Origin of the sequence: Aeromicrobium sp. Leaf291, from assembly GCF_001423365.1 — a bacterium.
Taxonomy (GTDB): domain Bacteria; phylum Actinomycetota; class Actinomycetes; order Propionibacteriales; family Nocardioidaceae; genus Aeromicrobium.
The window spans coordinates 340,919-354,555 of the sequence record NZ_LMNM01000002.1 but is presented as its reverse complement, the minus strand read 5'-3'; the positions used below and the strand labels follow the sequence as shown (position 1 = coordinate 354,555).

9 protein-coding genes are annotated in these 13,637 nt (G+C 72.8%); 2 read left to right on the top strand and 7 right to left on the bottom strand.

The window, feature by feature from the left end; translation table 11 throughout:
• The first annotated feature begins 23 nt into the window (after positions 1 to 23).
• Complete coding sequence (locus ASF35_RS11460; RefSeq protein WP_055967380.1) at positions 24 to 1,004, top strand: SDR family NAD(P)-dependent oxidoreductase; 981 nt, start codon at positions 24 to 26, stop codon at positions 1,002 to 1,004.
• A gap of 625 nt (positions 1,005 to 1,629) precedes the next feature.
• Here ASF35_RS11460 and ASF35_RS11455 read toward each other — a convergent pair.
• Both ASF35_RS11455 and ASF35_RS11450 read right to left on the bottom strand, forming a co-directional pair.
• Complete coding sequence (locus tag ASF35_RS11455; RefSeq protein WP_055967377.1) at positions 1,630 to 2,070, bottom strand: AMP-binding protein; 441 nt, start codon at positions 2,068 to 2,070, stop codon at positions 1,630 to 1,632.
• On the bottom strand, positions 2,070 to 2,804 hold the full coding sequence (locus ASF35_RS11450; protein WP_055967374.1) for an enoyl-CoA hydratase: 735 nt from the start codon (positions 2,802 to 2,804) through the stop codon (positions 2,070 to 2,072). Before ASF35_RS11450 ends, ASF35_RS11455 begins: the two co-directional genes overlap by 1 nt.
• A 104-nt stretch (positions 2,805 to 2,908) precedes the next feature.
• Here ASF35_RS11450 and ASF35_RS11445 point away from each other — a divergent pair, with 104 nt between their 5' ends.
• The gene (locus ASF35_RS11445) at positions 2,909 to 4,609 is read left to right on the top strand and encodes a TIGR03767 family metallophosphoesterase (protein WP_055967371.1); all 1,701 of its coding nucleotides are present in this window, start codon (positions 2,909 to 2,911) and stop codon (positions 4,607 to 4,609) included.
• A 10-nt stretch (positions 4,610 to 4,619) separates the two neighbouring features.
• Here ASF35_RS11445 and rlmN read toward each other — a convergent pair whose 3' ends face one another.
• From rlmN to ASF35_RS11420, 5 genes are all read right to left on the bottom strand, one after another.
• A complete protein-coding gene (gene rlmN, locus ASF35_RS11440; RefSeq protein WP_200931770.1) occupies positions 4,620 to 5,735 on the bottom strand; it encodes a 23S rRNA (adenine(2503)-C(2))-methyltransferase RlmN in 1,116 nt (371 codons plus the stop codon).
• Positions 5,736 to 5,811: 76 nt separating this feature from the next.
• Positions 5,812 to 6,810: a putative zinc-binding metallopeptidase gene (locus ASF35_RS11435; protein WP_055967365.1), complete on the bottom strand. Its 999-nt coding sequence runs from the start codon at positions 6,808 to 6,810 to the stop codon at positions 5,812 to 5,814.
• 53 nt (positions 6,811 to 6,863) lie between these two features.
• Positions 6,864 to 7,736 carry a transglutaminase family protein gene (locus tag ASF35_RS11430; protein ID WP_055967362.1) on the bottom strand — a complete coding sequence of 291 codons (873 nt, stop codon included), beginning with the start codon at positions 7,734 to 7,736 and terminating at the stop codon, positions 6,864 to 6,866.
• A complete protein-coding gene (locus ASF35_RS11425; protein ID WP_055967359.1) occupies positions 7,733 to 10,201 on the bottom strand; it encodes a circularly permuted type 2 ATP-grasp protein in 2,469 nt (822 codons plus the stop codon). The genes ASF35_RS11430 and ASF35_RS11425 overlap by 4 nt, the downstream gene beginning before the upstream one ends.
• Entirely contained in the window at positions 10,198 to 13,575 is a 3,378-nt protein-coding gene (locus ASF35_RS11420; RefSeq protein WP_055967355.1) for a DUF2126 domain-containing protein, read from the bottom strand. The genes ASF35_RS11425 and ASF35_RS11420 overlap by 4 nt, the downstream gene beginning before the upstream one ends.
• Positions 13,576 to 13,637: the final 62 nt, after the last annotated feature.

Below are 13,637 nucleotides of genomic sequence, written 5' to 3'. Positions count from 1 at the left end.
ATCCACCTCTCTAGCGTGGAGGCATGTCCTCGACGCTGACCGACCTGGCCGACACGATCCTCGACAAGACGGTGCTGCCCGGGTACTCCAGCATCGGACCGCGGCTGCGTCGTCGCTGGTGGCCGGCCGACCCCGAGCCCGACTCGCTCCGAGGTCGCCACGTGGTCGTGACGGGAGCGAGCGGTGGCCTGGGCGCCGCGGCGGCGACGGGACTCGCCGAGCTCGGCGCCACCGTGCACCTGGTGGGACGCAAGGCCGACCGCCTGGCCGACGCCGCCGGCGAGATCCGCCGCTCGCTGCCGTCGGCCGAGCTCCGCGAGGAGGTGTGCGACGTCAGCGACCTCGACGACGTGCGCCGCTACGCGGATCGTCTTCGGGCCGACCTCGGCGCGCTGCACGCGATCGTGCACGACGCCGGCGTCATGCCGACCGAGCGCACGGAGTCGCCGCAGGGTCACGAGCTGACGCTCGCCACGCACGTGCTCGGCCCACTCCTGCTCACCGAGCTCGTCCGCCCGCTGCTCGAGGCGGCCGACGACGGGCGCGTCGTGTGGGTCTCGTCGGGCGGCATGTACACCGCCCCGCTCACGGAGGCACTCGTGGACGACCTGCAGTACCGCGAGGGCACCTACGACGGCGTGCGTGCCTACGCCCGCACGAAGCGGCTGCAGGTCGTGGTGGCCGAGCTGCTCGCCCAGCGGCACCCGCAGCTGCCGAGCCACTCGATGCACCCCGGTTGGGCGCAGACCCCCGGCATCACCGACTCCCTGCCCGGCTTCGCCAAGGTCCTGGGTCCGGTGCTCCGCACGGCCGCCGAGGGCGCCGACACCATGGTCTGGCTGGCCGCGGTGCCCACGTCACGGACCGGGCAGGACGGGTTCTGGTGCGACCGCCGACGCCGCTCGCCGCACTACGCCCCGTGGCCGAAGGAGGAGCCGGCTCTTCGGCGCCGCGTCTGGGACCGCGTGGCCACCTGGGCCGGACTCGACGTCGAGGGCTCCTGAGCCTTCCCCTTCCGGTCGTCTCGAAGGGATGGGGATGATCCCCTCGCCTCCGCTGGGCTTGCACGCGCTGCTGCGTCGCTGTGGCCGGGTCATGCCTTGCTGCTGCGTCGCTGTGGCCCGGTCCTGCCTTGCTGCTGCGTTGCTGTGGCTGCGAGTGGACCTGCGCTCCGAAAGGGCCTCGACCGGCGGCGGGGTCCGGGCTCGGCCGGGCTCTCGGGGCGCGGCTCCCGGTGACGCAAGGTTCTGCGTTCGTGCGTGAGGAGTCGAAGGATGCTGCGTTCGTGGTCGGATCCCGTCGTGAACGCAGCATCGTTCGGGGTTCTGCACGTGAAGGCAGAATCCTGCGTCCGCCGGGGGCCTCTCGTGCGTCGAGTGGGCAGGGGTTCTTCCTTTGCGCGGGACGGTCCACGGGAAGGGAGAATCGTGGCCGGGCCCCGCAGACCCAGCCGGGACGAGACCCCCTGCTGCGGTCGAGGCCCTTTCGGAGACCGACCCGCCTCGCAGTCACAGTGACGCGGCCGCAGGAGAACGCGAAGCCACAGCGACGCAGGATCGAGCGAACGCCCACCAGGAGCGACGCGGCAGTGAGCGAACGCCCACCAGGAGCGACGCAGCAGCGGCTCGGTCAGAGCACGGGGCGGCGCTCCAGCAGCGGCTCGACCACGTCGGCCGCGTGCCGCAGGACCGCGTCGCGATAGCCCGCGGTGTCGTCGGCCAGGGCCATCGCGGCATCACCCGACCCGGCCTGCCGGACCAGGTCCAGCGGGTGCACGTCGTCGCCGACCCGCACCACGGGTCCGTCGTCGGAGGGGACCACGACCACCACGCCGTCGGGAGCGGGCAGGGCACCGATGCGGATGCAGGCACACACCACGAGGACCCGGTCGACGTCGTCGACCTGGACGCCCACCTCGTCACCCGGACGGACGCCGAGCATGCCGAGTCCGGACGCGAGCGAGGCGGACCGCTCCAGGAGCCGGGCGAAGGTGAGACGCCCGGCTGCCGGGTCGTCCGCACCGCCGCTGACGACGTGACGGTCCAGCAGGTCGAAGCCGAGGCTGGCCATCAGCGTCCCCGGAACACGGGCGTGCGCTTCTCGGCACGCGCCTGGGCGGCTTCACGCACGTCGTCGCTGGCCCACACGTCGCGGAAGCTCTGCTCGATCGCCGCATCGTCGTGATGGGTGCCGTTGAGCACGAGCTTGTTGTGGGCGAGCGTGAGCGGCGCCAGCGTGGCGATCTCGTGCGCCCAGGCCAACGCGTCGTCGAGGGTCCCGGCCCGGTCGACCAGCCCGTGGGACAGGGCCTCGTCGCGGTCGATCAGCTCGCCGGCGAGCATCATCCGACGCGCCGGACCTGTGCCGGAGAGCGCCGCGAGCGTGCGGATGGTCCAGGCGTCCACCGCCATGCCGTTACGCGCGGTCGGCACGCCGAACCGCGCGGTGTCGTCACCCACGCGCAGGTCGCACGCGATGGCCAGCTGCGTCCCCGCGCCGATGGCGGGCCCGTTGACGGCGGCGACGATGGGGACCGGCAGCAGCGCCAGGCCGTGCAGCATGCCGTACAGCGCCTCCAGGAACTCGTCCCCGTACACGCCACCGAGGTCGGCGCCGGAGCAGAACGCGGTGCCCTGACCGGTGATGACGATCGCCCGGGCTCCCCCGGCCGCCGGTCCGTCACCGACGGCGTCGCGCGCCGCCTCGTCGATCGCGCGGCACAGGTCGAGGTTCAGGGCGTTGCGACGCTCTTCGCGCTGCAGCTCCAGGACGACGACGTCGCCGTCGCGGTGGACTCCCAGCATGGTGCTCCTTCGGTCGGCTCGCGGCCACGCTACCGACCGCGCCGGCGTCGCTCCGCACGACCTGTCCGACGTGACCTGGAGCACATCGCGTCGTTGATGGGGACATGACGGTCACTCGTCGCGCCCTGCTGCGCTCCGGAACCCTGCTCGGCACGGCGGCCGTGGTCGGCCTGCCGTCGATCTCGGGGGCGGCGGTGTCGCCGGCCTCGTCGGCGGGCACCACGCTGGCGGGACGCCTCGTGCGCGGCACCCCCGGCCCCGGTGGGTACGCGCGTCTGGTGACGGCTGATGGGGAGCCGCACGTCGTCCGGGCCGATCTCGGGGCGACCCCGGGCGACGCGCGGGCCACCGGCCGCCAGGCCGTGGTCTCGTTCGTCCACCTCACCGACGTGCACGTGATCGACGCGCAGTCCCCGATGCGCGTGGAGTACCTCGACCGTCTCGACGACGCCTACTCCCCCGGAGACCCCACGCTCGGCGGGCTCCTCACGTCGAGCTACCGGCCCCAGGAGATGCTCACGGCCCAGACGAGCGACGCGATGGTCCGCGCCGTCAACGACGTGACCGCGGGACCGGTCACCGGCAGCCCGCTGGCGTTCGCGATCCAGACCGGCGACAACTCCGACAACTGCCAGTACAACGAGGTCCGCTGGAACATCGACGTCCTCGACGGCGGCCGGCCGGTCCGGCCCGACTCGGGCAACCCGAACCGGTGGGAGGGCGTGCACGACAGCGGCACGTCCGACACGCACTACTGGCACCCCGAGGGCGGGAAGAACGACCAGTACCGCTCGCGCTACGGGTTCCCGGCGAAGAACGGCCTGCTCGACGCCGCGCGCCGGCCCTTCACCCCCGAGGGTCTCTCGATGCCCTGGTACTCGGTGTTCGGCAACCACGACGGCCTCGTGCAGGGCAACTTCCCGCAGACCCTGCCCCTCGGCCTGGTCGGCACCGGCCCGCTCAAGGCGACCAGCCTGCCGCCCGGGCTGTCCCAGGCCGACGTCCTCGACGCGCTCCGTACCGCGAACGCCACGCCACTGCTTGGAGCCCTGTCGTTGCTGTCGGCACGCCTGGTGTCAGCCGACCCGGCGCGCCGCTCGTTGACCCGCAAGCAGGTCGTGGACGAGCACTTCCGGACCAGCGGCGCCCCGGTGGGCCACGGCTTCACGGCGGAGAACCGGTCGAAGGGCACGGCGTACTACACGTTCGACCAGGGCTCCCTCCGTTGCGTCGTGCTCGACACCGTGAACCCCAACGGGTACGCCGACGGCTCCATCGACGCGGCGCAGGCGGCGTGGCTGGAGCAGGTGCTCACGGCATCGACCGACCGGTACGTCATGGTCTTCAGCCACCACACGTCGGCCACGATGACCAACCCGCTCGTGCTCACGGGCGGCGACGCCCAGGTCCGCGTGCTCGGTCCGGCCGTCGTCTCGACCTTGCTGGCGCACCCGAACGTGGTGGCGTGGGTGAACGGGCACACGCACAAGAACGCGATCACGGCGCACGCCCGCCCCGACGGCTCGGGCGGGTTCTACGAGATGAGCTGCGCCTCGCACGTCGACTTCCCGCAGCAGTCGCGACTCGTGGAGCTCGTCGACAACCGCGACGGCACGCTCTCGATCTTCACGACGATGGTCGACCACGCCGGAGCCGAGCAGCACTCCGGGCTCGCGAGCACCGTCGAGCTGGCGTCCCTCTCGCGCGAGCTCGCTGCCAACGACCCCCAGCAGCGCACCGCCGGCTACGAGGGCAAGGCCGCCGACCGCAACACCGAGCTGGTGCTGCCGAACCCGCTGGCCTGAGCCGCAGGAGTCAGTCGCCGGTGGCGGCGAGCTGGCCGCAGGCGGCGTCGATCTCGTCGCCGCGGGTGTCACGGATGGTGGTGCTGATGCCCCGGGCGTCGAGACGACGGACGAACTCGTCCATGTCCTCGTCGCGGGAGCGGGTGAACTGCGAGCCGGGGACCTCGTTGAGCGGGATGAGGTTCACGTGCACCCAGGCGCGGCCGCCGTGGGCGATGAGGACGTCGGCCAGCTTGTCCGCGCGCCACGCCTGGTCGTTGATGTCGCGCATCATGGCGTACTCGATGGACACCCGGCGTCCGGTCACGTCGAAGAAGTAGCGCGCCGCCGAGACCGCGTCGTCGACGCTGTGTCGCGTGTTGATCGGCACCAGCTCGTCGCGCAGCTCGTCGTCGGGTGCGTGCAGCGAGAGCGCGAGCGTGACCGGCACGCCCTCGTCGGCCAGCTGGCGCATGCGCGGGGCGAGGCCGACGGTGCTCACGGTGATGTTGCGGGCCGACATGCCGAGGCCGTCGGGGGCGGACGACGTCATGCGTCGCACCGCACCGACCAAGGCCTTGTAGTTGGCGAGCGGCTCCCCCATGCCCATGAACACGACGTTGGAGAGACGGCCGGGGCCGCCCGCCACGAGCCCGTTCGCCATCGCGGCCGCGGCGTCGACGACCTGGTCGACGATCTCGGCGGTGCTCATGTTGCGCTGGAGCCCGCCCTGGCCGGTGGCGCAGAACGGGCAGGCCATGCCGCAGCCGGCCTGGCTGGAGACGCAGACGGTCGCCCGCTCGCTGTACCGCATGAGCACGGACTCGACGAGGGCACCGTCGAACAGGCGCCACAGCGTCTTGCGGGTCGCGCCCTTGTCTGCCTCCTGCGTGCGCACCGGGGTGAGCAGCGGCGGCAGCAGGGCCTCGGCGATCGCGTCACGCTGCGCGGCGGGGAGGTCGGTCATGGCCTCGGGGTCGCGCTGCAGCCGGGCGAAGTAGTGGTGCGCGACCTGCTTGACGCGGTACGCGGGCAGGCCGAGCTCCTCGGCCGCGGCCTTGCGCTCCTCGGCCGAGAAGTCGGCGAGGTGCCGCGGCGGCTTGCCGCGGCCACGGGGAGGCTCGAGGACGAGCGGCAGGGTCTTGATGGGCTCGCTCACCGGCCCATCCTCCCAGGCCGACCCCAGCCGTGTCGAAACGTCGGACGGGGCGCGGCGACGCGGGTCAGGCGGCGGGCACGGGGTCCTTGGCGAGATCGGCCACGAAGTCGAGCTTCGTGAGCACCGGCTCCGGGATCACGAAGGGATAGAGGTCGTCGGCACCCATCGCCCGGTTGATCTGGTTCAGCGCCGTCGACAGGGGCACCCAGACGCCCCGGACCAGGTCGCTGAACAGGCTGAACGCCGTCGGGTCGACCGTCGTCAGCCCGTAGGCGCGGGCGGTCTCGACGGTGTCGCTGATGTGCATCCAGTGCGCGAAGGTCTCGGCGAAGTCCTCGAACGGGTGCATCGTCGCGTAGGTGCTGATGTAGGACTCCTGCCAGTCCTCGGGCGGGCCCTCGGCGTAGTGGCGGTCGATCTCGGCCTGGTAGTCCTTCGACTCGTCACCGAACAGCTCTCGGCACGCGGTGATGCGTTCGTCGCCACGGACCAGCACGGACTCGAAGTAGTGCCCCACCTCGTGCCGCAGGTGCCCCAGCATCGTGCGGTACGGCTCGGCCAGCTCGGCCTGCACCTTCTTGCGGTGCGCGTCGTCCCCCTCGGCTAGGTCGATCGTGATGACGCCGTCGGCGTGGCCGATGACCACGTTCTCCTCGACGCTGGACAGCATGTCGAAGCACAGGCCCTGCTCGGGGTCCTCGTCGCGCGTGGTGATGGGCAGGCCGCGCGCGTCGAGCTCCACCACGAGGCGACGCTTCGCGGCCTCGGCCACCGGGTACTGCGAGAGCCCCTCGAGGTCGTCGTCGGACGGTCGCGTGCGCGTGAGGTCGCAGCTGAAGCACTGGCCGCCCTCGAGCCGCGCCAGCCACGTGCAGCCGGAGAGGTTGAGGTTCACGCACACGTGCCACACGAGGCCCTCGGCGTCGACGTAGCGGCCGTCCTCGTCGACGGGCACGATCTCGTGCTCGACGCGGGAGTAGCCGAGCGCGGTCCCGCACGAGACGCACACGGAGTTCTCGAAGAACAGGGGGTTGCCGCACACACGGCAGGAGAAGGCCTTCACCGGCCCCATCATCCGGGCGACGGCCCCCCGGCGCACCTCGGGCCGGTGTGATCTCAGACCGGCACGACGTCGACACCCACGCTGAGCGTCGACGTCTTCGCCTCCGTGAAGATGACGCCCTTCAGCGGCGGGACGTCGGCGTACTCGCGACCCCACGCGACGGTCACGTACCGCTCGTTGGCGGCCTGGTCGTTGGTGGGGTCGAGGGCGAGCCAGCCGCCGCCCGGCACCCACACCGCGGCCCACGCGTGCGTGGCGTCGGCGCCCAGGACCCGCTCCTTGCCCGGCGGCGGCTCGGTCGCCAGGTAGCCGCTCACGTACCGGGCGGCGAGCCCGTGCGACCGCAGGCACGCGAGGGTCAGCTGCGCGAAGTCCTGGCACACCCCTGCGCGGGCCTCCAGGACGTCCGAGATCGTCGTCGTCACGGTCGTCGCACCCTGCTCGTACGCGAAGTCCGCGTAGATCCGGTGCATCAGCTCCAGCGCCGCCTCTCCCAGCGGCCGCCCGGGACGCAGCGACTCGGCCGCGTAGGCGTGGGCCGCAGCAGGATGGTCGATCGAGGGCGACGCGAGCGCGAGGTCGATCGCCTGCCAGGCGTCCGGCACGTCACGGCGCTCGGTCGGCCGCGCCTGCTCCCACGGCACGGCCAGCGCGACGGGGTCCATCACGGGGACGTCGACCTCCACCACGCTGTGCGCCACCACCACGAGGTCACGATGGGCCTCGTCGAGCTGGAAGAACGTGGCGGTGTTGCCGTAGTGGTCGACGTCCGTGGCGAGGTCCAGCGGCGTGGGGTCGACGACGACCTCGTGCTGCTCGATGCGCTGCCAGGGCAGCTCGCGGGGGGTCAGGTAGCCGATGCCGTAGCTGCCGGTCACGTCGTCGTCGTAGGTGTAGGTGGTGCGGTGGGTGACGTCGAGCCTCATGCCGGCCCCCGTCCCGCCAGGCCGAACGACCGCGGGGCCGGGGCCGCGGCCAGGTGCATGGCCTCGAACGCCTCCGCGAAGCGCGACAGGTGCACGGCGACGGTGTCCAGGTGCCGCTCCAGGTTCGGCCGCGCCTCCCCCTCGATGGGCACGAGCGCCGCCGTGTCGACGCGGTCGAGCTCCTCGGCGAGGTCGTCGAGGAGCCGCTCGGGACGGGTCGATCCCGTCGAGGCGGGCAGCGCCGCGACGTGCCGCCGCAGCGCCTCGAGGTTGAAGCGCAGGGACCGCGGGTTGCCCGGGTCGGCGAGCAGCAGCTCGACGAGGGTGGTGACCCGCACGAACCCGCGGTAGCGACGACGATGGGTCACGGCGCTCTCGGTGGCCGTCAGCACCGCCTGGTGCAGGTGACGGTCGACATCGATGCCGCGGCGCACGGTGACCGAGCGACGCAGCAGCGCGACCACCTGCAGGCACCGCTCGAGGGAACGTCCCGCCTCGAGCACCTGCCACCCGTCGTCGTGGACCATGTTCGCCGTGGCGCCGTGCAGGGCGAGCAGACCCGTGAGCATGCGCTCGGCGCTCTCCGTGACCTGCAGGCTGTGGTCGTTGACGTCCAGCATCCCGGCGGCGCGCTCGGTGGCGCCGAAGGCGCGGAACACGTCGATGGAGAGCTGGTCGCGCACGCCCTGTGCCGCCGAGCGCAAGGCGGCGAACGACTGCGCCACGGAGGCCGGTCGCCCCGCGTCGAGCAGCACCGAGCGCAGGTCGGCGTCGATGGCCGCCGGGTCCGTGAGGTCGAAGGTCCCTGGCACCAGCTGCTGCAGCGCCGACCGAAGCACCCGCAGCGCGACGCCGCCGGCGCTGTACGGCCGGCTGCGGTAGTCCTCGGCCAGCGCGTGCGCGACCAGCACCAGCCGCAGGGTGTCCTCGGCGCGCTCGGCGTACCGACCGAACCAGAACAGGTCCTCCAGCACGCGCGGCACCGGCGGGGTGACGTTGCTCGACGACGTGACGGGCAGGACCTCGGCCAGGTGCTGGTCGGGGTCGTCCGCGCTCTCCTTGAGCACCCACACGTCCTTGCTCGAGACCGTGCGGCCACCCTCCAGCACCGAGGCGAGCCCGCCGAGCAGAGGTCGGTAGGAGGCGCCGTACCGCAGCGTGAACGCTCGCAGGGCTACCGACTGGGGCCTCACCGCACCCCCGGTGAGCCGGGGCGCCTGGGACCAGGCGGGCAGCTCCTGCGCGGCGAACCGGTGCGGTGCGGCCTCGACCTGTCGGAGCAGGTCGTCGGGACCGAGGTGCTCGAGGTCGACGCTGCGGTCGATGGAGCGGACGGTCAGCTCGTCGACGTGCTTGCGGACGAACGCGAGCGACGAGGGATCCCCCAGCCAGTAGGTGGGGACCGACGCGAGACGGAGGGGCTCGTCGAGCAGCCGCTCGCACAGCTGCGACATGTACGGCAGGAGGGCGGGGTTCTCCAGCAGACCGGACCCGAGACCGTTGACGATGCGCACGTTCCCGCGTCGGACCGCCTCCAACAGCCCCGGCACGCCCAGCTGGGAGTCGCCACGCAGCTCGAGCGGGTCGCACCAGGACGCGTCGACCCGCCGCAGGATCACGTCGACCCGCTCGAGTCGACCGAACACGCGCATCCACACCGCCCCGGAGCGCACCACGAGGTCGTTGCCCTGGACCAGCGGGAAGCCCAGGCTCGACGCGAGGTGGGCCTGGTCGAAGGCCGTCTCCGACGACGACCCCGGCGTGAGCACCACGACGCGCGGGTCCGCCACGTGGTCGGGCGCGGCCTGCATGAGGGTCGAGCGCAACGCCTGGAGGAACGGGCCCATCTGGTGCAGCCCCGCCTCGCGGTACATCTCGGGCAGCACCCGCGAGATGACGTGGCGGTTCTCCATCGCGTACCCGAGGCCCGACGGGGCCTGCGCGCGGTCCGCGACGACCATCCACTCGCCCGCAGGCGTCCTGGCCACGTCGGTGGCCGTGACGAGGAGCGGACGCGCGTCGGTGGAGGAGGCGCGGGCGGTCACGCGCAGGTAGCCCTGGTGGGCGTACACGAGCTCGGGCGGGAGCACGCCGTCGGCCAGCACCGTCTGCGGACCGTGCAGGTCGGCGAGCAGCGCGTTGAGCAGCTCGGCCCGTTGCGCGAGCCCGACCTCCAGCGGGGCCCAGTCCTGGGGCGAGAGCACGATCGGGAGCGGATCGAGCCGCCAGGTCGCGCGGGGCTCCCCCGGTCGGCGGTAGGTGACCCCGTCGTCACCGAGGAACCGGTCGATGTCGCGGTGCACCCGGCGCAGCTGGGGACCGGTGATCTCGAGGGCGCTCGCGGCGATGCTCCGCCAGGCGGGCCGCAGGGCGCCGTCGGCGTCGACGACCTCGTCATAGCGACCGGGGGCGGCGTCCAGGGTCGGTTGGCCGACTGCCGAGGCGTAGTCGCGCAGGACCGTCATGGCGATGTCGTCAGCCGCCCAGGGCCCGGCGCCCCCGCCGGGGGCACCCGGCGCAGGTCGAGCGTCTGGGGGTACTCGTCGCTGTGGGCGCGACGACCCGCCTCGACGAGCGCGCCGACGTCGACCGGGCCGGTGCCGGCCGGCTGGGTGACGAACCGGCTCGACCGACGCGCCTCGGCCTCCTGGGCGTTGACCGGCGGGTGGTCGTAGGCACGGCCACCCGGGTGCACCACGTGGTAGGTGCAGCCGCCGAGCGCGAGGCCGGACGCGACGTCGACGACCTCGACGTGCAACGGGGAGTGCACCGGGATCGAGGGGTGCAGCGCCGACCACGGCTGCCACGCCCGGTAACGGACGCCCGCGTAGTACTCGCCGGGCACGCCGGTCGGGGTGAGGGGCACGGGAACACCCTGGCACGTGACGAGGTGGCTCGACCGCGAGATGCCGCGAACCGTCACCTGCAGCCGCTCCAGGGAGGAGTCGACGTACCGCGACGTCCCTCCGCCCGTGGCCTCCTCGCCCAGCACGTGCCACGGCTCGATGGCGCTGCGCAGCTCCAGCTCGACCGGGCCGGCGGGCGTGGCCACCTGAGTGAGGCCGATCCGCGGGAAGCGGAACTCCACGAAGGGGTCGAGCCAGGACCGCTCGAACGCGATCCCGTGGGCCTGCAGGTCGCCCACCACGGCGTCGACGTCGCGGATCGCTCCCTGGGGCAGCAGGAAGTCCTCGTGCAGGGCCGAGCCCCATCGCACGAGCGGATCGGTGCTGGGCGACTCCCAGAACCGCGCCACGAGGGCCCGCACGAGCAGGGCCTGCACGAGCGCCATCTGCGGGTGCGGAGGCATCTCGAAGCCGCGCAGCTCGAGCAGCCCCAGGCGGCCGCGCGACGAGTCGGGGCTGTACAGCTTGTCGATGCAGAACTCCGCGCGGTGGGTGTTGCCGGTGAGGTCGGTGAGCAGGTGCCGCAGGGCGCGGTCGACGAGCCACGGGCGCACGGGCTCGTCCTTCTCCGCCGCCTCGGCGGCCAGGCGGTGCACCTCGGAGATCGCGATCTCCATCTCGTAGACCGCCTCGGGACGACCCTCGTCGAAGCGCGGCGCCTGGCTCGTCGGACCGATGAACCGCCCCGAGAACAGGTAGGACAGCGACGGGTGTCGCTGCCAGTGGGTCAGCAGGCTCACGAGGAGGTCGGGACGACGCAGGAGGGGCGAGTGCGCCGGGGTCGTGCCGCCGAGCGTGATGTGGTTGCCGCCGCCGGTGCCGGTGTGCTGGCCGTCGAGGTCGAACTTCTCCGTCGCGAGGCGGGTGCGCCGGGCGGCGTCGTACAGCGTGTCGGTCAGCGCGCTCAGCTCGGCCCACGAGCGGGTCGGGTGCACGTTGACCTCGATGACACCCGGGTCGGGGGTGACGCTCAGCTGGGTCAGGCGAGGATCCGGCGGCGGGCCGTAGCCCTCGACCACGACCGGTGTCCCGACGGCGACGGCGGCGGCCTCGACCACGTGCAGCAGGTCGGCGTAGTCCTCCAGCCGCTCGGTGGGTGGCAGGAAGACGTGCAGGACCTCGGCCCCGTCCTCGCTGCCGGGACGGACCTCGAAGGCGAGCGCCGTGGTGGGCTGCTCGTCGGGATCGACGACCACGACGTCGGGCACGCCGGGCACGAGGGCCGGTCCGGCCTCGAGGTAGGACGGATCGCCCGACGCCTCGGGGTCGGTCCACGTGATCGAGTCCAGCGGCAGGCGCAGACCGACGGCGGAGTCGCCGGGCAGCAGCACGAGCCGACCGCGCCGGAAGCGCCAGGCAGGGCTGCGCCACGTCTCCCCCGTCGCCAGCGGCAGCACCCACCCGGTCGGACGCGCCACGGCTGCGTCGAGCTCGGCCACGAGGGCGACGTCGGGGACCTGTTCCGCCCCGTCGGGACCGACGGAGTCCGGGCGGGGGCCGTCGGGACGCGACACGTCGTGCGCGAGCACGGCGAACGGGTCCTCCCACGCCGGCAGCACCTGCTCGGCCGGGAGCCCGAGCAAGTGCGCGACCTCGCGCGCCAGCCGCTCGGCCGTGCCGTGCTCGACGGCCTCGTTCTCGGCCCACGGGTCGCACAGCAGGTCCGGCTCGCTCCACAACGGCTCACCGTCGGTTCGCCACTGCATCGAGATCTGCCAGCGCGGCAGGGGCTCGCCCGGGTACCACTTGCCCTGCCCGCGGTGCACGAGCCCACCGGCGGCGTACACCTGGCGCAGACGCTCGGCGAGCTCGGTGGCGAGGGCGCGCTTCTCGTCACCGTCGGCGTCGGTGTTCCACTGCGCCGAGGTCATGTCGTCGACGCTCACGAAGGTGGGCTCGCCGCCCATCGTGAGGCCCACCTCGCCGGCGTCGAGCCGGGCGTCGACGTCGGCCCCCACCGCGTCGACGCGCTGCCACTGGGCGTCGGTGTACGGGAGCGTGACCCGGGGGTCCTCGTGGACGCGGGTCACCTCGTTGAGGAACGAGAACTCCACCTCGGCCGGCTCCAACGCACCCGTGATGGGGGCGGCCGACGACGGGTGGGGCGTGGCCGAGAGCGGGATGTGGCCCTCCCCCGCGAACAGCGCCGACGTCGGGTCCAGGCCGACCCAGCCGGCGCCCGGCACGAAGACCTCGGCCCACGCGTGCAGGTCGGTGAAGTCCTCGGTGGCACCCGCCGGCCCGTCGAGGGCCTGCGCCGCGACCAGCGGGTCCGGGGCCAGCTGCACGAGGTAGCCCGACACGAACCGCGCAGCGAGCCCGTACTGGCGCAGCAACGACACGAGGAGCCAGGCACTGTCACGGCACGACCCGATCGCGCGCGTGAGCGTCTCGTCGGGCGTCTGCACCCCTGGCTCCATGCGCACGGTGTAGGCGACGTCGCGGTGGACGGCGTCGTTGAGCCCGGCGAGGAACTGCACGAGCGGCACGCCGTCGTCCGGGAGGTCCGGGAGGGTGTCGCGCCACTGGGAGACGACCGGTCCGGGACCGGCATCGGCCCCGCTCTCCCCGACCGGACGCAGGTAGGGAGCGAGGTCGGCCGCCAGCTGGGGCTCGTACGTGAACGGGAAGGTCTCGGCGTACTCCTCGACGAAGAAGTCGAACGGGTTGATCACCATGAGGTCGGCGACGAGCGAGACGTCGATGTCCAGCTCGGTGACCTTCTCGGGGAACACGAGCCGCGCCTGCCAGTTGCCGAAGGGGTCCTGCTGCCAGTTGACGAAGTGCTCGCCCGGCGAGACCTTCATCGCGTAGGCGTCGATGGGCGTGCGGCTGTGCGGCGCGGGACGCAGCCGCACGACGTGCGGGCCCAGGGCGACAGGGCGGTCGAAGCGGTAGGTCGTGCGGTGGCGGAGCGAGACCTTGATCGACATGGCGCAAGCCTGCCTCATGGCTGTTTCACGGCCGTGACGGCACCGACCCGGTCGCTCGGCCG